This is a genomic window from Desulfotomaculum sp. (assembly GCF_982386235.1).
On the sequence record NZ_CEVWQM010000008.1, the window covers coordinates 69,716 to 92,575 of the forward strand.

At 43.2% G+C, this 22,860-nt stretch carries 20 protein-coding genes, 5 tRNA genes and 1 riboswitch; of the genes, 3 read left to right on the top strand and 22 right to left on the bottom strand.

The window, feature by feature from the left end:
• Positions 1 to 77 precede the first annotated feature (77 nt).
• The gene (locus AC1U9Z_RS06655) at positions 78 to 323 is read right to left on the bottom strand and encodes a hypothetical protein (RefSeq protein ID WP_333531486.1); all 246 of its coding nucleotides are present in this window, start codon (positions 321 to 323) and stop codon (positions 78 to 80) included.
• Positions 324 to 336: 13 nt separating this feature from the next.
• Positions 337 to 642, bottom strand: a complete 306-nt coding sequence (locus AC1U9Z_RS06660) for an MGMT family protein (RefSeq protein WP_333531485.1) — start codon at positions 640 to 642, stop codon at positions 337 to 339.
• Between the two features lie 294 nt (positions 643 to 936).
• Here AC1U9Z_RS06660 and AC1U9Z_RS06665 point away from each other — a divergent pair, with 294 nt between their 5' ends.
• Entirely contained in the window at positions 937 to 2,010 is a 1,074-nt protein-coding gene (locus AC1U9Z_RS06665) for a copper amine oxidase N-terminal domain-containing protein (RefSeq protein ID WP_333531484.1), read from the top strand.
• A gap of 256 nt (positions 2,011 to 2,266) precedes the next feature.
• Here the strand turns inward: AC1U9Z_RS06665 and rlmH are convergent, their stop codons facing one another.
• Positions 2,267 to 2,746: a 23S rRNA (pseudouridine(1915)-N(3))-methyltransferase RlmH gene (gene rlmH, locus AC1U9Z_RS06670; protein WP_333531483.1), complete on the bottom strand. Its 480-nt coding sequence runs from the start codon at positions 2,744 to 2,746 to the stop codon at positions 2,267 to 2,269.
• Entirely contained in the window at positions 2,743 to 3,447 is a 705-nt protein-coding gene (locus AC1U9Z_RS06675) for a B3/B4 domain-containing protein (RefSeq protein WP_333531482.1), read from the bottom strand. Before AC1U9Z_RS06675 ends, rlmH begins: the two co-directional genes overlap by 4 nt.
• Positions 3,448 to 3,631: 184 nt before the next feature.
• Between AC1U9Z_RS06675 and AC1U9Z_RS06680 the strand changes: the two genes are divergently transcribed.
• Positions 3,632 to 5,263 carry a Na/Pi cotransporter family protein gene (locus tag AC1U9Z_RS06680; RefSeq protein ID WP_333531481.1) on the top strand — a complete coding sequence of 544 codons (1,632 nt, stop codon included), beginning with the start codon at positions 3,632 to 3,634 and terminating at the stop codon, positions 5,261 to 5,263.
• Positions 5,264 to 5,325: 62 nt separating this feature from the next.
• Here AC1U9Z_RS06680 and gap read toward each other — a convergent pair whose 3' ends face one another.
• The 10 genes from gap to thiC form a co-directional block, all read right to left on the bottom strand.
• The gene (gene gap, locus AC1U9Z_RS06685; protein ID WP_333531480.1) at positions 5,326 to 6,348 is read right to left on the bottom strand and encodes a type I glyceraldehyde-3-phosphate dehydrogenase; all 1,023 of its coding nucleotides are present in this window, start codon (positions 6,346 to 6,348) and stop codon (positions 5,326 to 5,328) included.
• Between the two features lie 128 nt (positions 6,349 to 6,476).
• A complete protein-coding gene (locus AC1U9Z_RS06690; protein ID WP_333531479.1) occupies positions 6,477 to 7,232 on the bottom strand; it encodes a DeoR/GlpR family DNA-binding transcription regulator in 756 nt (251 codons plus the stop codon).
• 541 nt (positions 7,233 to 7,773) lie between these two features.
• Positions 7,774 to 8,166, bottom strand: coding sequence for a methylglyoxal synthase (gene mgsA, locus AC1U9Z_RS06695; protein WP_333531478.1), 393 nt, complete (start codon positions 8,164 to 8,166; stop codon positions 7,774 to 7,776).
• 169 nt (positions 8,167 to 8,335) lie between these two features.
• Positions 8,336 to 9,589, bottom strand: a complete 1,254-nt coding sequence (gene murA, locus AC1U9Z_RS06700) for a UDP-N-acetylglucosamine 1-carboxyvinyltransferase (protein WP_333531477.1) — start codon at positions 9,587 to 9,589, stop codon at positions 8,336 to 8,338.
• 117 nt (positions 9,590 to 9,706) lie between these two features.
• Complete coding sequence (locus AC1U9Z_RS06705) at positions 9,707 to 10,585, bottom strand: peptidase MA family metallohydrolase (RefSeq protein WP_333531476.1); 879 nt, start codon at positions 10,583 to 10,585, stop codon at positions 9,707 to 9,709.
• Between the two features lie 89 nt (positions 10,586 to 10,674).
• Complete coding sequence (locus AC1U9Z_RS06710) at positions 10,675 to 11,247, bottom strand: tetratricopeptide repeat protein (protein WP_333531475.1); 573 nt, start codon at positions 11,245 to 11,247, stop codon at positions 10,675 to 10,677.
• A 95-nt stretch (positions 11,248 to 11,342) separates the two neighbouring features.
• Positions 11,343 to 12,689: a M23 family metallopeptidase gene (locus AC1U9Z_RS06715; RefSeq protein ID WP_333531474.1), complete on the bottom strand. Its 1,347-nt coding sequence runs from the start codon at positions 12,687 to 12,689 to the stop codon at positions 11,343 to 11,345.
• Positions 12,690 to 12,890: 201 nt separating this feature from the next.
• Entirely contained in the window at positions 12,891 to 14,243 is a 1,353-nt protein-coding gene (scfB, locus tag AC1U9Z_RS06720; protein WP_333531473.1) for a thioether cross-link-forming SCIFF peptide maturase, read from the bottom strand.
• Between the two features lie 217 nt (positions 14,244 to 14,460).
• A complete protein-coding gene (scfA, locus tag AC1U9Z_RS06725) occupies positions 14,461 to 14,604 on the bottom strand; it encodes a six-cysteine ranthipeptide SCIFF (protein WP_083755196.1) in 144 nt (47 codons plus the stop codon).
• A 138-nt stretch (positions 14,605 to 14,742) separates the two neighbouring features.
• Positions 14,743 to 16,044, bottom strand: a complete 1,302-nt coding sequence (gene thiC / locus AC1U9Z_RS06730) for a phosphomethylpyrimidine synthase ThiC (protein WP_333531472.1) — start codon at positions 16,042 to 16,044, stop codon at positions 14,743 to 14,745.
• A 100-nt stretch (positions 16,045 to 16,144) separates the two neighbouring features.
• Positions 16,145 to 16,244, bottom strand: a riboswitch (TPP riboswitch).
• A gap of 247 nt (positions 16,245 to 16,491) precedes the next feature.
• On the opposite strand from thiC, the gene AC1U9Z_RS06735 reads away from it, so the two are divergent.
• Positions 16,492 to 16,587 carry a hypothetical protein gene (locus AC1U9Z_RS06735; protein ID WP_479956495.1) on the top strand — a complete coding sequence of 32 codons (96 nt, stop codon included), beginning with the start codon at positions 16,492 to 16,494 and terminating at the stop codon, positions 16,585 to 16,587.
• Positions 16,588 to 17,037: 450 nt separating this feature from the next.
• On the opposite strand, the gene AC1U9Z_RS06740 is transcribed toward AC1U9Z_RS06735, so the two are convergent.
• The 8 genes from AC1U9Z_RS06740 to lonC all read right to left on the bottom strand — a co-directional run bounded on the left by AC1U9Z_RS06740 (position 17,038) and on the right by lonC (position 22,851).
• A tRNA-Gly gene (locus tag AC1U9Z_RS06740) sits at positions 17,038 to 17,112 on the bottom strand.
• A gap of 103 nt (positions 17,113 to 17,215) precedes the next feature.
• A tRNA-Glu gene (locus AC1U9Z_RS06745) sits at positions 17,216 to 17,291 on the bottom strand.
• 108 nt (positions 17,292 to 17,399) lie between these two features.
• Positions 17,400 to 17,475: transfer RNA gene (locus AC1U9Z_RS06750), tRNA-Lys, on the bottom strand.
• A gap of 9 nt (positions 17,476 to 17,484) precedes the next feature.
• Positions 17,485 to 17,560 (bottom strand) — tRNA-Glu (locus AC1U9Z_RS06755).
• Positions 17,561 to 17,671: 111 nt separating this feature from the next.
• Positions 17,672 to 17,747: transfer RNA gene (locus tag AC1U9Z_RS06760), tRNA-Lys, on the bottom strand.
• Between the two features lie 160 nt (positions 17,748 to 17,907).
• Entirely contained in the window at positions 17,908 to 19,194 is a 1,287-nt protein-coding gene (locus AC1U9Z_RS06765; RefSeq protein ID WP_479956497.1) for an adenylosuccinate synthase, read from the bottom strand.
• Between the two features lie 327 nt (positions 19,195 to 19,521).
• Positions 19,522 to 20,844 carry a replicative DNA helicase gene (gene dnaB, locus AC1U9Z_RS06770; protein ID WP_333531469.1) on the bottom strand — a complete coding sequence of 441 codons (1,323 nt, stop codon included), beginning with the start codon at positions 20,842 to 20,844 and terminating at the stop codon, positions 19,522 to 19,524.
• 57 nt (positions 20,845 to 20,901) lie between these two features.
• A complete protein-coding gene (gene lonC / locus AC1U9Z_RS06775) occupies positions 20,902 to 22,851 on the bottom strand; it encodes a Lon family ATP-dependent protease (protein WP_479956499.1) in 1,950 nt (649 codons plus the stop codon).
• Positions 22,852 to 22,860 lie beyond the last annotated feature (9 nt).

The following is a 22,860-nucleotide window of genomic DNA, read 5'->3' on the forward strand; positions in this document are numbered from 1 at the left end:
AGGTAAAGTAACGCCGTAGTATTTGCTGCGGCGTTCTCTGCTCTTTCAGACAAAAAGCGGATTAAACCTGAATCAGCTTATCCGTGGACATGGAATCGATCACCTTGGGGCCGGAGGGTAAGTTGAAAACCGGATGATTGCAGCGATTCATCGTAAAAACGAGTAAAGCCGTCAACGGTAAGTTTGAACAGTTGTTGGGGCTGTACATCGAACAGAGATACCATCCATCCAGCGCCGACAAATCCAGTGGCAACGGCAAAAATTCCTGTTGGGCTCATTAATTTTTCTAGGTTTTTTTGATTGTACTCTTCATAGCTAGTCAAGTCCCTCTTCGTTTCAAGGATGCCATTGATATTTAGCTAAATCGATCGTCCCATTTAAACCGACTTCAATCCCTTCGTTCTTTAGAATCCGCTCTTGCTCATTATAGGACTCTTTATTTTGCAGGGCGATCTTTCCCTTTGCATTAATGACCCGCTGCCAAGGCAGGTTGTGCCTTCTGCTCATAGAATGAAGTATACGGACGACTTGGCGGGCGGACTGGGGGCTTCCTGCAAAGCCTGCAATCTGCCCATAAGTCATGACTCTGCCTCTGGGTATGCTTCGTATAATGTCAATTACTCTCTCGGTAAAAGGTGTCATTCTAAATATCCTTTCTATACATAAGTTTTATTTTAGAATGCTCTATTAACTAAAGTATAAGAGGCTAGCCAAAACACGGCTAGCCTCAAAACTTATCTTTTAATATAAATTTATAGAAGGGCCTATAAATTTCACAATTTTACATATTATTACCATAATTTTTTTAAATTCTAGTTCTACAATGAAAAACATGAGGTGGATTTCTGCCTGGAGTAGGGGTAACCTTTGTGGTTATCCTTTTATTCATTGGACGGAATTTAGATCCAGCCAAAACAATTAAAGGAGCTGTAACTCATGAAAAAAAGATTCCTTACATTCGTACTGACGGTAGCTATGATAACAGTAATCGGCCTAGCGGCGGAAGCAGGAACAACTACAAAGCAAATCACCATTACCGATCAGGATACCCAGATCTACGTAAATAATAATGTCATCCGTTTACAAGAAAATGAAGAACCTATTCTTTACAACGGCAGAACCTTTGTTCCTATTCGGTTGGTTTCGGAGGCCCTCAACCAGACTGTTCAGTGGGACGGAGCAAATAAGGCAGTGAAAATAACAGGCAATACGGGGACATCAACCGACGCATTAACTCAAAAGGATTTAGAAATTCAGAATCTAAAACTGCAAATAGAAAATTTAAATAATACCATAGCAACTCTTGAGTCTTCTGCCGATGATGATGATAAAATAAGTGATTTAGAGGATGATTTAGCGTCCGATTATGATTACCTAGAAGATGTAAGGATTGATGCTATTCGTCTAGCTGGCGATGAAGATGATATCGATGTTACGATTGAAGTTAATCTGGATGACTATGCTGATGATTGGAGCGACCTGGACGACAACGACATTGAGGACTATCTGGAGGATCTGGTTGACAGTATTCAAAATAAATTATCGGGTGATACTGAAGTTGAAGGAGAAATTATCGATAACGACAGCAATGATGTTTTGGTTAAATTCAACAAGTATGGGGACGACAGCCTTGATGTGACGTTTAAAGACGATGATTATCGGGATAGCAGCTCAGATTCAGATATAGAGACGATTGAGGACGATCTCGAGGGAAATAATTTTGATGTAGGTGACCTAACCTTTACAATTACCAATGTTTCCTTTGACGACGATGATGAATCTGTTACCGCAACCCTTGAGGCGGATGATGACGATGCAGCCTCAGAGTGGGATGATTTAAGCAACAGTACCATCGAAAGTGATATAACAGATATTTGCGAGTATCTTGCTGATGCCTTTGAAGACGATGCAGATGTCAGCGTTGATACCGTTACCGTTTACTTCTACGATGAAGACCAAGATTCAATCGATACCTTTACCTATTATGTGGCTGATAATGACTTGGTTTAGAAGGAATGCTCACATGCCATTTTACCGTACACGGTTGATGCAAGTGCCCTTTTGAGGTGGTAAGTAATGACCATCCCTCTTGGGCCGTGCGGGAAAAACTCAAATTTTTGGAGTTGCGTTAGGTTGCTTGGCAATTGCAATCTATCTTGGATGTCGTACGCTTCGTTCTCACATATTAATCAAGCTATAAAATCAGATTACCACCTTTGTCTTGCAGGTGGTAATCTGATTTTTACTTTTATAAAAAATTTCTCCGTCACTTATGATACGGTTCGTTATGTATAATCTTAAACCAACGGTATATCTGTTCCATTAGCAACAGCCTCACCAGTTGATGGGGGAAGGTGAGGTTGGATAAGGAGAGGAGAAGGTTCGCCCTTTGGGTTAAGGAGGGGGCTAGGCCGATGGAGCCGCCGATGATGAAGGTCAGGTCGCTTTTACCGGAAATGGCCAGGGTTTGGATTTTGTTGGCCATTTCTTCGGATGAGAGCATTTTACCTTTTAGATCTAAAACAATTAAAAAGGTATCTGGTCTGAGCTTTTTTAATAGTTTGTCCGCCTCCTTCTGGCGAATCCTTTCTTCCAGAGCTGGAGAGGCGTTTTCTGGGCAGGGTTCGTCTGGTACTTCGGTTAGATCGACTTTGGCGTAGGGGGTCATTCGCTTGGTGTATTCTTTAATCCCTTCCACCAAGTATTTTTCTTTTAGTTTGCCAACACAAAGAATTGTTATTTTCATGCCAATTCCATTTCCCGGTTGTCTTTATCGATAAATCCCACTTCTACCTGGCAGCCAAAGAACCGCTGCAGCAGTTCTGCCAGCTCATCTCTGGCGGCGATTACATTTTGATCGTTTTGACCTTTAAATCCATCAATGGGAAAAAATATGTTTTTACTTTCTTCCGTTACTTTGCCTTGTTCACTCTGCCGCCAAATCCATCTGCGGGTTTTTACTTTGTCACCCACTGAATAAATCAGTTCTCCTTGCTCCAGATACTCCTGCTCTGATTGGCCAAAGGGAATAAATTGATCTCCCTGATGGGAAAACCGTACACAAATATCCCCGGTTGCACTGTCCATGTCATGGGCCCCCAGGGGGACAAGGTATTTCAAGGATATGGCATTGCCAAGATCAACCACGGGATTTATTTCGGGAAAGCCCTTCTTTTTTGCTATGCGAGAAGCCATGGCTTCGATGGAACTCATAAATTTATTGGGATTCATCTCAAGTTTGGTAAAAGCCTCCCTATAGGGTATGATTTCCTTGGCTTCTTTTACTTTAGCAGCCCCAAATTTATCTTCGATAGCTTTAATACTGGCTTCTAACAGGCTGCTAATCTCGGTATTTTCAACCTCGTTATTAATGCCCCTGGCAACGACAACAGCAAAACAAACGCTTTCCATTTTCTCAAAAACATCTTTGGAAACAATGAATTTCATTTTACCCTTCCTTCCGCCCTCAATTTATAGCCTATGTTAATTTAATATTCCTTATTTTGCAAGCTTGTCTGATAACTCGTTCAAATACTAACGGTTCACTTTGGAAAAAATGGATAGGTATTAAAAATAGAGCAACAATATAACGTAATCCTTTGCTTATTAAACATAAAAGGGCTGATATTATTTGGACTTTAATCTGCAAGAAATGATATTTGGTTTTATTGGTGGCCTGGGAATCTTTTTGTTTGGTATAAAATATATGGGGGATGGTCTTCAGGCGGCGGCAGGGGATCGGTTAAGGGACATTTTAGACCGTTTCACAACAAACCCCTTGATGGGTGTATTTGCCGGGATGTTTATTACCATACTGATTCAATCCAGCTCAGGCACCACCGTACTCACAGTGGCATTGGTTAGTGCGGGATTCATGAAGCTTAGGCAAGCCATCGGCGTAATTATGGGAGCCAATATCGGCACCACCGTCACCGCCTTTATTATCGGGATTGATCTTGGTGAATATGCCCTGCCAATTATTGCCTTGGGTGCTTTTTTGTTATTCTTCTTCAAAGGTAAAGCCATTCATTCCTTTGGCCAATTTTTCTTTGGCTTTGGGGCATTATTCTATGGCTTAGAGCTAATGAGTGAAGGAATGAAGCCCCTTCGTTCTTTGGAGCAATTTCAACAACTCATGCTGATGTTAAGTGATAACCCCTTTTTAGGTGTGTTGGTGGGTACTCTTTTTACAGTTATTGTTCAAAGTTCCAGCGCCACCATCGGTATCCTACAGCAGCTTTATTCACAGGGAGCAATAAATTTAAACGCCTCTTTACCCATCCTATTTGGTGATAATATTGGTACGACAATTACCGCTATCCTGGCCTCCCTGGGAGCTTCAGTATCTGCTAGAAGGGTAGCCTTTAGCCATGTACTGTTCAATGTTATTGGTACAGCCATTTTTTTAACTATTTTAGGATTATATACAGGATTGATCGGTTATTTGCAGACCGCACTGGGTTTAAATCCGGAAATGACCATTGCCTTTGCCCACGGCATTTTCAATGTATCGAATACCATTCTCCAGTTTCCCTTTATCGCCGCACTTGCCTGGGCTGTAACAAAAATAATTCCCGGCGAAGACGTTTATGTGGATTCCAGCACCAAATTTTTAAATCCAACCTTTATTGAACATTCCCCTTCAATTGCTTTGGGGCAAGCAAAGAAAGAGATTCAGCGCATGGCTGAATACGCCAAGGATGCCGTCTCTGAGGCCATTCACTTTTTAAATACCAAGGAAAAGAAACATGCAACCCTGGCCCTGGAATATGAAAAAGCCATTAATCACTTTGATAAGGTGATTACGGAATATTTGGTGGAACTTTCAACCAGGCCTTTAAGCCCCCTTGAATCGGAAGAACATAATCGGCTGATGAATACAATTCGAGATATTGAACGTGTGGGAGATCATGCGGAAAATATTATTGAGTTGCTTGAATTCCGGGTGGAAAAGAAAGTTAACCTCTCCGAAGATGCAAAGACTGAACTAAATGAAATGTTTCAATTAACAGTTGAAACCTTCCAAACTGCCCTTGATTCCCTCTTTGGTAACAACAAAGAACTGGCCAGAACGGTGTTAGTAAAGGAAAAGCAAATTGATCAGATGGAGCGCGAGCTGCGCCAGGCACATATTGTTCGCCTGAATGAAAGGGTCTGTACGGGGGATGCAGGGGTCTTCTTTGTTGACATTGCCAGTAATCTCGAACGAATCGGTGATCATGCAGTAAATATAGCCGAAGCGGTTTTGGGTGAGCAAATTTAGTATGGAATAATAAAGACTGCTGGCAATTATCGACAGCAGTCTTTACTGTTTCTGTTTTGCTGTTACAGCCCTTTATTAACCAACATCAAAGCTAAATCTAAGACACGGTTGGAGTAACCCCACTCATTGTCATACCAAGAAACAACTTTCACCATATTTCCCTCGATAACCATCGTTGACAGACCATCAATAATAGAGGAGTTGGGGTTACCGTTAAAATCCTTGGATACCAGAGGCAGGGAACTGAAAGCTAGAATACCCTGCAAAGGTCCCTCCGCGGCTTCCTTAAAGGCGGCGTTAACCTCTTCCGCAGTGGTGGAGACAGCTAATTCAGCCACCAAATCAACCACTGATACGTTTGCGGTGGGCACACGCATAGCAAAACCATTTAACTTTCCCTTCAGATCTGGCAGAACCAGCGCCACCGCTTTAGCTGCTCCGGTGGTTGTGGGAATGATAGACTGGCCGGCTGCCCGGGCACGGCGTAAATCTTTGTGGGGCAGATCTAAAATTCGTTGGTCATTGGTGTAGGAGTGTACCGTGGTCATCAAACCTTTAACAATACCAAACTTCTCGTGCAGTATTTTGGCAAAGGGAGCCAAGCAGTTGGTGGTGCAAGAGGCATTCGAAAGTATATGATGCTGCGCCGGGTCATAGGCCTGATCATTAACCCCCATGACAATGGTGGCATCCACTTCCTTGGCTGGTGCAGAAATAATAACTTTTTTAGCTCCTGCCTGGATATGTTTGGCAGCATCCGGGCCAGTTGTAAAGCGTCCGGTAGACTCAATCACGATCTCTACCCCTAATTCAGCCCAGGGAAGTTTGGCTGGGTCGGTTTCTGCACATACCTTTATTTCCTTGTTATTAACGATGATGCTGTTTTCGGTACAAGCAACCTCTGCCTCAAACTCACCGTGTATAGAATCATATTTTAATAAATGGGCCAGGGTTTGTGGATAAGTAAGGTCGTTGATTGCTACAATTTCAAGGGGCGACCCCTGCTGTAGCAAACCCCTTTTAAACATAGCCCGGAATGCATTTCTACCGATTCTCCCAAACCCGTTAATGGCAATTTTTGTCATTAACAACACCTCCAAATATTATCATTTTAGTCAACTGACTAGTTTGACTCTCCCGCTAATGAACCCATCATGACCCTCGGTAAAAACGATGAAACTAAAACGGGGCCATGAGCTAAAACCCTTTTCATTTATATCTGAGCTGTCAATACCTTAACCCCCATGTTTTCTAGTTCCTGATGTATTTCCTGGGGCAGCCCTGAATCGGTAACAATTGTATCTACCTTATTCCAGTGGGTAAAGGTATGGTGGTACACCTTGCCAAACTTTTCACTGTGAGCCAAAAGTATCACTTCATCTGCTGTGCTTAACATGGCTTTCTTTACGTCTAATTCCAATAGATTGTCCGTGGATAACCCCCGCTCAATACTGACCCCAGTGGCGGCCAGAAATAATTTTTTTGCGTTAAATCCCTCCAGACAAACCCTTGTCATCGGACCCACTAAAGCATTGGTTGAGCCTCGAACTAATCCGCCGGCAACCAATACATTGATTTCTTCATTAAGCGATAAAACATTGGCAATGGGCAGTGAATTTGTAAACACCACACAGGACTTGTTTAATGATTGTGCCATGGCCAAGGTAGTTGTCCCGGCATCAAGAATGATCGCTTCACCCTCAGTAACCATATCCGCCGCTAACCGACCGATGGAGGTTTTTTCACGCTCAGCTTCACCCAACCTGGTTATAAAGCGGGCATCGTGAGAAATTTGGGGATATCGGGCCCTACCGTGTTCACGCTGTACCAGGCCTAAATTGGCAAGGGCTTTTAAATCCCGCCGAATGGTCATTTCCGACACACCGAAATGCTGAGCTAATTCAGTAACTGTAAGGTTTCCATGCTCCTGAAGTAAAAAGCGAATCTTTTCTTGCCGCTCCGTACTCAAGTTTTTTCCCCCTGTTAGCTTTGATTTACCATAACCACCTATCGGGCAACAGTAAATTTTGAATTTAAAGGTTCATTTGAACATTATATTCTGCCCACATTAACATATTCCTGCTGAAAATTATGTTTACATGAACATTTTTAAGGCTTGTTTCTTTTATCATTCTCTTTATTCGGCACTTTTAATTCAAAAAAGCAAATCCGTGTAAGTGGGCAAACGAACACCGATCTGCTTAATCTTTTCGCACTGCTTCTATCCTATGGAGGTGCACATTCTAGTTATGCCTAATTTCTTTTAGAGAACTTGTGTCATACCCCTGTCGATTAAACCTTTTTGACCATCCACAGTTATCCGTTCCCCGGTCTTACATAACGACAATGCCCGGGTCAGCCCTACCATGGTGGGAATATTAAATTTAGTCCCGCTACATTCATGCCTAGATCATCGCTTTAAGGGTCTCTATATTTTCGCTGGCCGGTTCGATCGCACCAATAATCTTCCTTCTACGCATACCATGCCGTCTGGTGTACTTAGTACAAGACTAGCCATTCACTAATTTCTTCACCCATTCCATCAGGATATCGGCGGAAGTAAGGTTGGTAGCCAGTGGAACATTGTGAACATCACAAATCCTTAGTAGTGCCGCAACATCTGGTTCATGGGGTTGAGCCGTTAAGGGGTCTCGCAGAAAAATCACGGCTGTAATCCCCTGGCCAGCTATGCGTGCACCGATCTGCTGATCACCGCCTAGGGGGCCAGATAAATAACAGTAGGGTTTAAGGGGTGTTTCCTTTTTGATCAAATTCCCTGTTGTCGCTGTGGCAATTAATTCGCATTCTTTTAGGACGCTTAGATGTTGTTTAACGAATTGAAGCATTTCTTGTTTTTTCTTATCGTGTGCAATTAGAGCAATGATGGGATTGACATCTGCCATTTTAGTCCTCCAGTTATTAAATTGTTCGTTTGCTTGCTTAATGCATTATATTCTGTTTAAAACAACAAATTCCTGCTGCTAATTTTGTTTATATGAACAAATGCCTTAATTAAAAAATCCAACAAGGGCGTACCTGCGGCACGCCTTTGTTGGATTTTCATTATATTTTCTACGCCCTTTTAATAACTGCACCAAGGGAGGTAAGTTTAGACTCCAGGTTGGCATAACCACGGTCAATAAAGTTCACATCACCAATTTCCGTGTCACCATTGGCCATCAGTGCTGCGATAACCAGGGCTGCACCGGCCCGCAGGTCGGAGGCCTTAACTTTCGTGCCTTGTAAGGAAGAAACACCTTCAATTACTGCCATTCTTCCTTCAACCTTAATGTTTGCCCCCATCCTTTTTATCTCATCCGCCACCCGAAAACGATTTTCGAAGATGTTTTCTACGATAATACTGGTGCCCGGTACGGTGGCTAAGAATGACATCATTTGGGATTGCATATCGGTGGGAAAGCCAGGGTATGGCATGGTTTTAATATCAATATTTTTAGCCTCTATGTTCGTGGCATTAACGCGAATGGTGTCTTCGCTAACTTCAACTTCAACATTTGCTTCTCTTAATTTAGCTGTTAAGGGTTCCAAATGCCTGGGTATTACACTCTCCAGAATAACTTCACCCCTAGTGGCTGCTGCGGCAACCATAAAGGTTCCTGCCTCAATCCTATCCGGAATAATGGTATGACGGCCGCCGATTAGTCGGTGCTGTCCTTCTATTTTAATTAGATCTGTCCCAGCTCCTCGCACCTTAGCCCCCAGGTTGTTGAGAAAGTTTGCCAAATCAACAATTTCCGGTTCCTTGGCTGCATTTTCAATGATCGTTTGACCATTGGCCAAACAGGCAGACATGATAATATTTTCTGTGGCCCCTACACTGGGAAAATCTAAATAGACCCTTGATCCTGTTAATCTGCCGGTTGTCCCCTGGATGATCCCTCTTTCTAAGTTCATCTCAGCGCCAAGGCTAATTAGTCCCTTGAAATGTAAGTCCATCGGGCGAACACCGATATTACAGCCGCCAGGTAAAGATACCGAAGCCTTACCATAACGAGTAAGCATCGGACCCAGTAATAGGTTGGAAGCCCTTAGCTGCTTCACCAATTCATAAGGTGCCTCTTCGGCAATCCTTTCCGGGCTCTTAAGAGATAAAGATTCCTCTCCCAGCCAGCGGATTTTGACACCCATGGTTCCCATTATTTCTAATAAAATCCGAACATCACTGATATCCGGTACATTATCTAATACAACCTCTTCCTCCGCCAATAATGCACCACATAAGATGGCGAGGGAAGAATTTTTAGCACCACTAACTTTTATCTTACCATGGAGCGCTTGTCCCCCTGTAATGATGAGTTTGCTCAAATGTTTAGACCTCCTAAAAGTAAATCGCTCCCAGATCAACTTAAAGTATATTCTATTGATGGTCTGGTAAATCCTGCTTCTTTAACAATTTATGGCCAAAAGTCCTATTGCTAGAGATTATTCTATGGTCTTTGCCCAATTTTGATAGTTTTCTTCAAAGTTCTTCATTTTAACTCCCAGGGACTTTTCTAATGCGATTTCCATTTTGTTTCCGGAGGCTAAATTTTTTAGTACTTCTTTCAGTACATCTTCACCGTGCACCTCGGCTATATAGCGAACAGCCAGGTAAGACTGGCGATAAGCTAAGGGCTGATTTGGCAGGTCGTCAAAATGCAGATTCATTTCAGCCAGTGGGTACAGGGGCTGATCCAGGGTAGCTTGCAACGAATCAAACTCAAAGCCGGTTAATTTATATTCTTCATATTGGGCCATGCCTTCGGTAAACCAGCGCGTATAATTGCCCGCTGTAATATAGTCCACCACCAAATGTGTAAATTCATGGGCCATGGGACCAGATTGAATAAATTCCTCCCGATACATCTCCGGGTCAGCCTCGTCTATCCATACCTGGGGTGAAAGAACCCTAATAACTCCCGCCCAATAAACTCCCATGGCACTCTCATTGGCTTCCCAACCAAAGTTACGGTTTAGATCCGCCCTTGAATTGTATACAATGATTGGTATCCTGCCTTTGCCCGTATAGCCATATTTTTCAGCGATGGGAGAGTAAAATCTTTCGGCGGCAGTTAAAACCAATGTCGCATCCTGTTCATTGCCTGGGGTATAACGAACCTTAAAATAATCTCCGTTGAGGGTGGTCATGGTTTTGGTTGACCACAGGGCCTTCTGCCTCATGCCTTCCCTAAAAAGAGTATAACTGGTGTTCTTAATCGTGTACGGCATTTTCATAAAAAAAGCCGCCAGGATCAGTAAGGCAGCAAGGGTTATTCCTATAAATTTATTTATTTTCGTATTCGTTGTTTCAATTTGAGGCATAAATAACCTCCATTCCTTATAACTAATTAATTATAATTATATTCTTGTTTGATGCTTAGTCCAAGTGGAAATAAAAAGAAGCCGAGCAATTATTGCCCGGCTTCTTTCTGCCATGTTTCGATTGATTTATGAGCTTCTTCTGCCTTTGGTCCTTTACTTTGAACCGTTAGAAATTTCTCCATGTGTGTAATAGCCGTTTTGTAATCTTTCTTTTCTGCCAAAAGCTTTGCATACTGGTAATTTAAGTCTGCATTATCCGGCTCTACTGCCAACGCACTCTTTAATTCCTGCTCGGCCGCCTCCAGTTTGCCCTGGGTATAGTACAGAAGGGCTAGGTTTTGGCGGGCAGAAACATCCTTGGGGTCAAGCTTGACTATTTTTTGATAGGCTTCACTGGCCTTATCGATCTTACCTGCTTGGGTGTAATGGGAGGCAAGGGAGGCCAAAAGGCCTTTATCCTCTGGCGTTTTCTTAGCCTGTTCTTCTAAATTTTTTATTCTTTCTTGCAGAGTAGTGGGTGTACCTGGATCCGTAGATCCACCTAGACCGGTCCAAGCTATTGATGAGGCTAAAAGCCCAAATGATAATACAGCAGCCAGCACACCAAGGACAATCCTTTGCATTTTGCTATTTTTTCTCTTTCTAAAAAACAACGAAATCACCTCAGCTAGATCACCATTAATTGCTATGGACAATCATAACAAATTGTCTATAAAAAGTAAACCACCCGCGTAACAAAGGGGTGGTTTTCATCGTCTTATATATAGCCAACTGGGTTTCTAGGTACTCCGTTGACAATGACTTCAAAGTGCAAATGGGGGCCTGTGGATCTGCCTGTGGAACCGACGTTACCGATACTCTGACCCTTATCCACTGTTTGTCCCACTTTTACATTAATCGTGGAAAGATGTGCATACCTGGTAACTACACCACTGCCATGATCAACATCCACACATTTTCCATATGCGCCATACCAATCAGCTCGTATCACACGACCAGAATTATAAGATCCCACAGGGCTACCATAGGCTTTGGCTAGGTCTACTCCTGTATGCATCCGCCCGCTCCTCTGGCCAAAGGGAGAAATTATTGCCCCAGAGGGCCTAGCACCACGGGAGGCAACCACCGTTTGGGCACTTCGCTCCACGATTTGTGGTTTGGCTTCCTTTATTACATTGACATTAAGGACTTGGCGTTCAATCTCCAGGCCATTTACGGCGACAATTTTATAGGTAACTTCCTTTAAACCATTCTCGGGTTTTTGTACCACCCGACTTTGTCCAAAGGGAAGATTTGCATTCTTCTTGATTTGCTGGGGCAAGGAAGTTTCTTCTTTGACGGTTTTTTCTACCGTTGCCTCTACGTTAAGCAGTGGTTCTGCTGCCCCGACCATTTTTATTTTTTGGCCAATTTGCATTCTTTCTGGCGTAAAATCGGGGTTTTCATCCTGTAGTTCTTCGGGGCTTATATTAAATTTGTTGGCAATCTCCCAAAGGGTTTCCCCTTCTTTAACTGTGTGATACCTGGGGACTCCATTTTCCCCCTTGAGGCGGCTAAGGGCATCTTCCAAAGATAAAATTTTGCTGGTCTCCACTGGCACACTTACAATGTCTACCTTTTCCCGGAAATCTACATTAAATTCCGGACCAACTTTATACTCATTTTTTAGCTCTTCTAAAACTTTCTCCGCAGTGGTTTTATCCTTAACAGCAACCTTTAAGCCGTTGTTCACCTTAATACCACTGGCTGTTGCCTCAAAGGTTAATTGTTCTGCCAATATTTGCTTGAGTTCTTCTTCACTTATTAGGCTATTATCTTTTTGGGTTGTCTGGTATGTAATACTTTGCAGTGGTTTAACATTGCTTCCTTTGGCTTGGTTTTCTTTCATTAACCAATTGACTACTTTTTCTGCCTGTACTTTGTCTTCCACTATCGCTACCACTTGACCATTCACTTCCACAGCACAGGCATTTTGGGCCTTCGCAATTGAAAACCCTCCCACTACAAGGCCTAATACCAGTAAAGCAGAAATTCCTTGCTTAAGCGTTTTGGGTTGTTTCCCTAACCATGTTTTTAGCTGTGTTATTTTTTCCTTTACTACCATGAGTCATCTCCTTTCGGTAACTTACGCTGTTATTATCGATGAATCGTATTTATTTTTCGAAATATGTCGTAGAAAGGCAAGACAAAGCGTGATAATTATACCATAATTTTCTGGCATAGTAAACGGTTAGGAAAACCTGCAGCTATTGCACAATAACCAGGGCGTGTTGCTGGCTGGATCGCTAGCAACACGCCCTGGTTATTAGGCCAATCCTGCTTGTTTTACTTTTAAATAAATAGCACACTCAAAGCGTTTCTTAGCCAGCTGACAACCCAGTTGATATGGTTTTAAAAGGTCATGGTTAAAAGCATGGGCATTGGCATGGCAACCACCGCTGCAGTAAAACTTGACCCAACAATTTATACAGTCTTCCTTATTATAAATATGGGCTTGACGGAAGCCCTCGATAATCTCCTGTCCTTGCACACCATCTTTCACATTGCCCAGTAAAAATTCCGGCTTCCCAACAAATTGGTGGCAGGGGTAAAGATCCCCCTCGGGGGTCACTGCTAAGTACTCGTAGCCCGCACCACAGCCAGATAACCGTTTCGGTAGGCAAGGCCCCCCGTTTAAGTCGATATTAAAGTGGAAAAAATTAAGGGGTTCTCCTGCATTCAGCCGGGGGAGTAGTTCCCTGGTTAGCCTTTCATATTCCGCCATGAGCACCGGAATATCTTCTTCCTTGAAGGCATAGTCCGTATCATTTCCGGCAACAACCGGCTCCACAGAAACGTCTTTAAAGCCTAACTCCGCCATATGCAAAACATCCTGACTAAAGTCCAGGTTGTGTCGCGTGAAGGTGCCTCTGATATAATAACCTCCTGGGGGTTGTTTTTGCACATATTCCTGAAAGGCTTTAGCCACCTTCTCATAGGAGCCTCTGTCACCGGAAAATGGCCTCATGCTATCATGGACCTCCGGCCGGCCATCCAAGCTCAATACCGCCGCCATTTTGTTTTCAATTAGGAACTGCTGCACTTCTTCATTTAATAAAACACCGTTGGTGGTCAGGGTAAACTTAAGCTCTTTGCCTGCTTCTTTGGCCCGCTCTCTGCCATAAGAAACCAGTTTCTTAATTACTTTAAAGTTTAACAAAGGCTCCCCGCCAAAAAAATCTATCTCAATGTGTTTACGATTTGCCGATTGTTGAATAAGAAAATCAATGGCCGCACGACCAGTCTCCTCCGATAACAAGCCAGTTGGACCACCAAATTTGCCTTCACCGGCAAAGCAATATTTACAGCGCAAGTTGCAATCATGGGCGGCATGAAGGCAAAGGGCTTTAACAACACCATCTCTCCTCGGCTGATAACCTTCCTGATGGGGGTCTGTACTAAATAAAAGACCTTCCTCCACCAGCGACTTTATTTCCCCCAGCGCTTGTTCAATTTCGCCAAGTGTATATCTATCTGAAAACCTTTGTTTAATTTCTTCCTCTGAAAGCAGTTGGTAATCCCCGAGGGTATCCCAAACCAGTTGATCTACTACATGCACAGAACCGCTGTGCACATCCAATACGATCTGTACACCATCAAATTCAAACTTATGTATCATAAAAAATCCTCCTTAGAAAAGCTTGGCTTGTTTATGCCCTTAAGGGTGCGCCATACCCTAAAAGTCACAGGCAAGAGCCTATCGCGCGAGTCTCCGCTTTTCTTATACGACCATCCTTAAAATCTTATATTCAGATAGTGAAAAAAATTACCTTATCCCCAGAGGGAAAAGGATCCCAAGGAGACAAGGTTGTTTTTTGCGGTATCCCTCTGAATGTTTAGGCCTGCTTAGCACATACTTGGTTGCCTACCGTGCAAGAGGTTTTGCAAGCAGATTGGCAAGAAGTAGCACATTCTCCGCAACCGCCGGTTTTTAGAGTTGCTTTTAAAGAGTTCTTATTTAAGGTCTTAATGTGTTTCATAAGTCTCTCATCCCCTTTCCGCATTCAATTATAAGGCACCTAGATTGTCCAAGGCAAGAAAAACTTGGTGTTAAGTAGGGAACCCCTAGGCAACGGCCAAAGAAAATTTGACCGTTCTAATTGAAGCCGGACGAGTCATTATATAACGCTTATATCATCACCATTTAATATTTTCTTCATATTTTTCATAGGACACATTTTCCCACACATGGTACAGGTATCCTCACACTCAGGTTTGGATTCTTCCCTGTATTTTCTGGCTTTAGCCGGGTCGATGGCTAAGGAAATCATCCGGGTAAAATCAACGTCAGCTCGAGCCGCACTCATTGCATTGTCCCACTTGCGTGCATTGGGGATTCCTTTGGCAATATCTGCGGCATGTGCCGCAATCCGTGCTGCAACAATACCTTCTTTCATATCGTCCAAATTTGGCAGGCGAAGATGTTCGGCAGGAGTAACAAAGCACAGGAAATCTGCACCATTGGCAGCAGCTATTGCCCCGCCAATGGCACTGGTAATATGGTCATAGCCTGGTGCAATGTCGGTTACAATGGGCCCTAGAACATAGAAGGGTGCACCATGGCACAGTTTTTTCTCTAATAAAACGTTAGCGGCAATTTCGTTTAATGCCATATGTCCCGGACCCTCTATCATAACCTGCACGTTTCTGGCCCAGGCTCGTTTCGTTAACTCACCAAGGGTAATTAATTCTTCGATTTGTGCAGGATCCGTTGAGTCCTTTAGGGATCCAGGGCGGCAGGCATCCCCTAAACTTAAAGTTATGTCGTATTTTTCGCAAATATCAAGTAGTCGGTCATAATATTCGTAGAAAGGGTTCTCTTGATTGTTAAGTTCCATCCAAGCAAAAAGCAGTGATCCACCACGGGAAACAATATTGGTTAGTCTTTTATTTCTTTTCACTCTTTCAGCAGTTGCCTTATTCATTCCGCAATGAATCGTCATGAAATCCACACCATCTTCGGCATGCTTTTCTACAACCGAAAAGAATTCATCTACGGTAATATCCTTTAAGTCCTTATCCAGCATACCCACTGCATCATACATTGGTACTGTACCAATCATAACAGGCGACAACTCAATGAGTTTCTGCCTAAACTCCTGTGTCTTCCCATAACAGCTTAAATCCATAATAGCATTAGCTTTTAACTCTATCGCTCTTCTGGCCTTCTCCAATTCCAGATCAATATCATAACAATCTTTTGAAACACCCAGATTGACATTAATTTTGGTGCTTAGACCCTGGCCAACCCCTTCGCAATCAAGATTTGTGTGATTTTTGTTAGCAGGAATAACGACCTTGCCAGCAGCCACAAGTGAACGTAAGGTTTCCGGCTCCACATTTTCTTTTTGGGCTACGGCCCGCATTTGATTTGTAATTAAACCTTTTTTGGCAGCATCCATTTGGGTAGAATAAATCATTTTCTCATTTCCTTTCTCTCCTTGCATTTTAGGGCTTAACCAAGCTCGTGATGATGCTTCTAGTCAAAAAAAGAAGCTTACCCGAAAGTAAGCTTCTCAAATAAACACCTAAAAGCTTCCCTACGGTGGTATTAGCCACATCAGGTTCGAGGGTTGGAGTGGGTCTCCTCTCAGCCACTTAGGCACCCCTAGCATGTATTTATTGTAATTACCTATTGATTAATTGTAAAGACAATCTTTCAGTCCTTCGAACATTTATATCGATTATCATTTTTAGGTGACTTCTTGCGGTTGCTCTTACTCCCACCCTTCATAGTTGGCGGCCCGATCTCTCTTGAAATTAATTTATCCCGCTTGCTTTTACCCTTGTGAAGAAGGTGGTTATACTGTAGCCCTGACCTACCTGGTTATGTTACTGAAGGAGACACCCTGTCAGAGGCTGTTGATATGGCCATTGATGCCGCTTCCGGCTGGCTGCTATATTCCGTAGAAAACAATCGCCAATTTCCTAAAGCCTCGGATATTAATTTCAGTTGCCGATGAATATGAAAACGGTTTTGTGAGTATTGTTCGTGTTGACTTAGACGAATACCTATAAGCCTTAACGAACCCACCAATTTGCAATATCTCTGGAATATTTTGTGTCAAAATCAGGTTGGTTGAATAAATTGGTAAAAAGGAGTTGATATCATGGCATTGGATTTTAGCGCTCTTGGCGCTGGTGGTTTTTTACCCATCTGCTGTTGTTTATTCTTCTTCTTCATCTTCTTTATAATCATTATCTGCTGTTGTTGTTTTTTGCGTTAAATCTATTCATTAAGTATACCTTTGCTAGTAGATTGCCGATATTAGGGGAAGACATGAAGGTAATTCAGGAACTTCTAGGTCATGCTAAGTTGGGCACCAATGGTGCACTGAAGGTGGTCGGGCACCAAATGGACACCAAAAAGGCCTCCAAAGGATTAAGTAAATCCTCGGAGGCCTTAATTTTACTGGAGCGGATGACGAGACTCGAACTCGCAACCCTCAGCTTGGGAAGCTGATGCTCTACCATTGAGCTACATCCGCCTATGTTATAAGTATATCCAATTAACAAAAGCCTGTAAACATTAGAAAAACCTGGCTTAGCCAAGTCCTAACTTAAAGGCATCAGCCTTAGATTTTATAAATGTGGTGACCCCTACGGGATTCGAACCCGTGTTACCGCCGTGAAAGGGCGGTGTCTTAGACCACTTGACCAAGGGGCCGTTTGAGATGTGAGAGGTGAGAAGTTGGAGGTGAGAAAATATGCCCGAGAATTGCACCGTTCCGATGCTTTTTTCCCACTTCCAACCTCTCACTTCTCGCTTCTCAGCTGGTGATCCATCCGCGACTCGAACGCGGGACACCCTGATTAAAAGTCAGGTGCTCTACCAACTGAGCTAATGGATCCTATTATTGTGGTGACCCCTACGGGATTCGAACCCGTGTTACCGCCGTGAAAGGGCGGTGTCTTAGACCACTTGACCAAGGGGCCAATTTAGAGGTGAGAGATGAGAGGTTGGAGGTGAGAAACTCTATATCCTTGGAGATTGTAATCCAATATTTTGTTTCCCACTTCCAACCTCTCACTTCTAACTTCTCATTATGGTGATCCATCCGCGACTCGAACGCGGGACACCCTGATTAAAAGTCAGGTGCTCTACCAACTGAGCTAATGGATCCTATATTTTGCTGCGGCAAACCTCACATGTGATATATTACAGCATAAATCCCCCATATGTCAACAATTTTAATTTTAAAACTTGTCCTTAATTTATTAACATAGTTGTTAGGATTTGTTTAAAGTCTGGAAGAGCATGGGCCCCGAAGGGCCCATCGTATTTACTCAAATAAGTCTTCCAGGATAATGGTTTGGCTGCGTTTTACGCCAACGCTTATTAGTGAAATCTTAACCTCGGTTAACTCAATGATACGTTCTAAGTAACGTTTAGCATTCTCTGGCAGTTCCTCATAACGGGTTACCTGAGAAATATCCTCCGTCCAACCAGGGAATTCTTCGTATACCGGCTCACACTTTGCTAGTTCCTTGAGGGAGGCTGGGAATTCACGAATGATATCCCCCTTGTAGCGATAACCTGAGCAAAGTTTTATTACTGGCAGGCCAGAAAGGACATCCAGTTTGGTGATAGCCAGGCTGTCTAAGCCGCTGATACGGGCGGCGTAACGCACGATGACAGCATCAAACCAACCACAACGACGGGGGCGGCCTGTGGTGGTCCCGTATTCATTGCCGTTTTTCCTAATTTCTTCACCCAATGCATCATTTAGTTCAGTGGGGAAAGGGCCTTCTCCAACACGGGTTGTATAGGCCTTAACAATACCAAGGGCACGATTAATTTTCGAAGGTCCAATTCCACTACCCAAACAAGCAGCGGCGGCTGTGGGGTGAGAGGAGGTTACATAGGGATAGGTACCATGATCCAGGTCTAGCAATGTTCCCTGGGCACCTTCAAACAGTACATTCTTTCCTTCTTTAATCGCATTGTGTACCAGCAATGAAACATCTTCTGCCATTGGTTCAAGCATTTCTGCATAGCCTTGATATTCAGCCAATACCTCTTCATATTGAAAACCTTTGGTATTATGTAGCTTTTCAAAGATATCATTTTTGCAATCAATATTTTTCTTAAGTATCTTGGGGAACTCTTCTTTGTCGATAATATCCACTACCCTTATGCCAACCCGGGAGGCCTTATCCGTATAGGTAGGTCCAATGCCTCTCTTCGTTGTGCCAATCTTGTCTGCACCCTTTTGTTCTTCCTCCACTGCATCCAGTTGGCGATGATAAGGCATGATTATGTGGGCACGTTGGCTAACACATAATTTAGCAATTGGGACACCCCGTTCTGCCAGGGAATCAAGCTCTTCTTTTAATACTTTAGGGTCAATAACAACCCCATTACCTATAACACATAGTTTTTCTGGATGTAAAATACCGGATGGAATGAGATGAAGTTTAAATTCACCATCGTCCACCACCACAGTGTGTCCGGCATTATTGCCACCTTGGTAGCGCACAACAATATCTGCTTTTTCAGCTAAAAAATCTGTGATTTTTCCTTTCCCTTCGTCACCCCATTGGGCACCGATAATCACTACTGTTGACACAAGCACACCTCCTGAACCCATTGCTTTTTACCAATATAAAACGGAATATTCTATAAGAACTTTTATTCACTAACTATAACAATAGGCTTTTATCTTAATTATTTGGGTTATTTTGCCCGCTGGAATAAAAATAACCCAAATAGAAACTTAAAAAGTTATCCATTTGAGCGTTAAAAAGTTCCTCCAGCGTTAAGTATATATTATAATAAGCAAACATTTCCAAACAGGATTATACTAAATCAGTTTAAGCATCTTGTCAACATCCCAACGGAGGATAATACAATATTCATTAGAAAAATTCTGTAAATAATATCGAACTCCCATTCATTACTCTCTTTTGGCCAAGTTAACAAATTTTACAAACTCCCTAAAAAATCCTAACTCGACACTACCCACCGAACCATTCCGCTGCTTAGCTATAATAATTTCTGCGATTCCTTTTTTTTCCGAATCAGGGTTGTAATACTCATCCCGATAAATAAACATAATAATATCTGCATCCTGCTCAATACTGCCACTTTCACGCAAATCGGACATCATGGGCCGCTTATCTGTACGACTTTCCACTGCACGGCTTAACTGCGAGAGTGCCAATACCGGCACATGCAGCTCTTTGGCCAGGCCCTTTAATTTCCTAGATATGTCCGCGATTTCTTGTTGTCTGTTTTCTATACGTTTGCCGCCGGACATTAACTGTAGGTAGTCAATAACAACCAGGCCAAGTCCCTTTTCAACCTTTAATCTCCTGCATTTGGATCTTACTTCCCTTACCGTGGCCGCACCTGTATCATCTAAATAGATGGGTGCCCGGGACAAGTGCCTGGCTGCTTCACTTAATTTGCTCCAATCCTCATCGGCGATATTCCCTGTACGAACCTTATGGGCATCTACCATGGCCTCCGAACACAACATCCGTTGTACTAGCTGCTCCTTGGACATTTCTAAGCTAAAGATAGCCACAGGTATTTGATGTTTTAAGGCAGCATATTGACCACAGAGAATGGCAAGGGCCGTTTTACCCATACTTGGGCGGGCAGCCAGGATGGCTAAATCACCCGGCTGAAAACCGTTGGTCATGTTATCCAGTTCAATAAAACCAGTTGGTACACCGGTAATCTTTCCCCTATTATTGTAGACATGTTCAATATCCTCAAAGGTCTTAATTAAAATATCTTTAATCGGGATAAAACTATCTGTACTGCGACGTTGGGCCAGTTCTAAAATAGACCGCTCGGCTTCATCTAACAGTTCATCTGGATTTTCCGAGCCTTCATAACCCCTGGCAGAAATACGGGTGGTAACAGAGATTAAGGCCCGGGAAAGGGCCTTTTCCTCTACAATACGGGCGTAGTATTCTGCATTGGCTGCTGTGGGGACAAGGTTTGCCAGGGTGGCCACATAGGTAACGCCCCCAATTTTTTCTAACTCACCCTTGTCCCTCAACGAATTTGTCACGGTAATGAGGTCTACTGGTTGACCTGTTTCTGCCAATTCCAAAATAACTTCATAGATGATCCGATGGCTGTCGCGATAAAAGTCCTCGGGTTTGAGGAATTCCATTACACGAAATATGGCTTCCCTCTCCAGGAGCATCGCTCCCAGTACCGATTGTTCTGCTTCTATATTCTGTGGCGGTACTCTTTCTAGCATAGCACACCTCTTGGTCACAGCTGTCAGCCATCAGCCGTCAGCCAAATACCTCGTCAATTAACTAGCTTTCCAAGCTTTATTATCCTCGGTCAAAATATACTCCAATATCTCTTCCACACTCTGGACACATTTTACTTCAATTCCTTTTAAATCCAAGGGTACATCTTTGCTGTTTTCCTTGGGAATAAAGACCCTCTTAATACCTGCCTGCTTGGCACCATAAATTTTTTCAAAGACACCACCAACTGCGCGAACTTTTCCCTGAATAGACAACTCACCAGTCACCGCAATATCTTGGAGAATAGGCTTATTTTGAATGGCACTTAACATAGCCAGCATGATGGCCACACCGGCAGAAGGACCGTCAATGCGTCCACCACCCACGATATTTACATGAATATCATAGTCACCAATATCTTCACCCGTAATTTTACGGATCACAGAGGCGGCATTAAATACGGAATCCTTAGCCATGCTGCCCGCCGTATCATTAAAACGAATATTTCCCTGGGAGGGATTGCGTGCCGGAAAGGCCACCGCTTCAATCTCCAAAACGGAACCAAGAAACCCAGCTACCCCTAAGCCAAATATTTTGCCAACTTCCTTTTCATCCGTGGCTTTTTTCGTCACATAGGGTGTTAATCGACTAACCTGAACCACTTCATAAACATCTTGGGTTGTAATATGAATTGGCTTCTCAAATTGTTCCTGATGTTGGCGGAAACAAGCTAAGCCATAGGCATCGGCCAAAATATTAATGGCCTTTCTACCTTCAATCGTATATTCGGAAATCACTTCGGGTATTTGTTGGTCTATTATTACATTCAATTTCTTCGCCGATTGCTTAATAATATTTTGAATGGCAGAAGGGGTGAGTGGCTCGAAGAAAACTTCTGCGCAACGTGAACGAACAGCGGGATTAATATCCTCTGGGTCCCGGGTGGTTGCCCCGATTAAAGTAAAGTCCGCTGGTGCACCGTCTTCAAATATCTTTTTAATATATTTTGGCACATTGACATCATTGGGATCATAATAGGCAGAATCAAAAAAAACTCTTTTATCTTCTAATACCTTCAACAGCTTATTTTGCAGGCTGTAATCCAATTCACCCACTTCATCAATAAATAATACTCCACCATGGGCATCGGTGACTAAGCCCAGCTTTGGTTCTGGAACACCCGTCTCAGCTAAATCTCGACGGGCACCTTGATAGATAGGGTCATGCACCGATCCCAGTAAAGGATTGGTAACCTCCCGTGGGTCCCAGCGAAGGGTTGTACCATCCACCTCCACAAAGGGTGCATCCTTGGCAAAGGGTGCTCCCTTTATCCCCTTGGCCACTTCCAAGGCTAGGCGAGCAGCCGTTGTTTTGCCCACACCCGGAGGGCCATATAGTATTATATGCTGGGGAAAGGGGGAGGTAAGTTTGGCTAAAAGTGCTTTCACTGCCCGTTCCTGACCCACTATCTCAGAAAAGCTTTCTGGTCTGAGAATTTCCATAGCCGATGTGGCCAATTTTTTTGAATCAAGCTTTTCCAAGATAGCTAATTTTTTTAAAGTTTGGGCATTTTCCGGTCCTGTATCTTCTTTAATGATCTGCATTTTAATTTCACGAATATAATCCTCGTGACGCTGATTCATCTTTTCACCGATCTTTTTTTCTAGCTCATCCTCTACGGTGCGGCGGGCAATGGTATCAGCGATTTCGTCCTGCAATGACTCTAGGATAGCCGGGATCTCTTCAATGGTAGGCAATGTTTCGTATGTTGGATCTTCAAATACTAGCTTTTGTAAAGCAAGTACTCTTTCCTCTATTTTTTCGGAACGCATCAAGGGTAAGGCTTCTAACTTGCCGGCACGGAGTACGAGTTTGTCAGAACCATGTAGTTGGCTTAACAAATTATATATGGCGGTAACCTGCCGTTGTAATTTATCCTCCTGGTCAACAAATTGTTTGGATCCTTGATCATTGGTGCTGCTCTTGAACCTTTCGAGGAAAACTTTCATGATGGTTGC

Bases quoted from the DNA above. Each gene is read 5' to 3' on its own strand.
- AC1U9Z_RS06660 (WP_333531485.1), bottom strand. From the start codon at position 642: ATGACACCTTTTACCGAGAGAGTAATTGACATTATACGAAGCATACCC.
- AC1U9Z_RS06665 (WP_333531484.1), top strand. From the start codon at position 937: ATGAAAAAAAGATTCCTTACATTCGTACTGACGGTAGCTATGATAACA.
- rlmH (WP_333531483.1), bottom strand. From the start codon at position 2,746: ATGAAAATAACAATTCTTTGTGTTGGCAAACTAAAAGAAAAATACTTG.
- AC1U9Z_RS06675 (WP_333531482.1), bottom strand. From the start codon at position 3,447: ATGAAATTCATTGTTTCCAAAGATGTTTTTGAGAAAATGGAAAGCGTT.
- gap (WP_333531480.1), bottom strand. From the start codon at position 6,348: ATGACAAAAATTGCCATTAACGGGTTTGGGAGAATCGGTAGAAATGCA.
- mgsA (WP_333531478.1), bottom strand. From the start codon at position 8,166: ATGGCAGATGTCAATCCCATCATTGCTCTAATTGCACACGATAAGAAA.
- AC1U9Z_RS06705 (WP_333531476.1), bottom strand. From the start codon at position 10,585: ATGCCTCAAATTGAAACAACGAATACGAAAATAAATAAATTTATAGGA.
- AC1U9Z_RS06715 (WP_333531474.1), bottom strand. From the start codon at position 12,689: ATGGTAGTAAAGGAAAAAATAACACAGCTAAAAACATGGTTAGGGAAA.
- scfB (WP_333531473.1), bottom strand. From the start codon at position 14,243: ATGATACATAAGTTTGAATTTGATGGTGTACAGATCGTATTGGATGTG.
- scfA (WP_083755196.1), bottom strand. From the start codon at position 14,604: ATGAAACACATTAAGACCTTAAATAAGAACTCTTTAAAAGCAACTCTA.
- thiC (WP_333531472.1), bottom strand. From the start codon at position 16,044: ATGATTTATTCTACCCAAATGGATGCTGCCAAAAAAGGTTTAATTACA.
- AC1U9Z_RS06735 (WP_479956495.1), top strand. From the start codon at position 16,492: ATGGCCATTGATGCCGCTTCCGGCTGGCTGCTATATTCCGTAGAAAAC.
- dnaB (WP_333531469.1), bottom strand. From the start codon at position 20,844: ATGCTAGAAAGAGTACCGCCACAGAATATAGAAGCAGAACAATCGGTA.
- lonC (WP_479956499.1), bottom strand. From the start codon at position 22,851: ATGAAAGTTTTCCTCGAAAGGTTCAAGAGCAGCACCAATGATCAAGGA.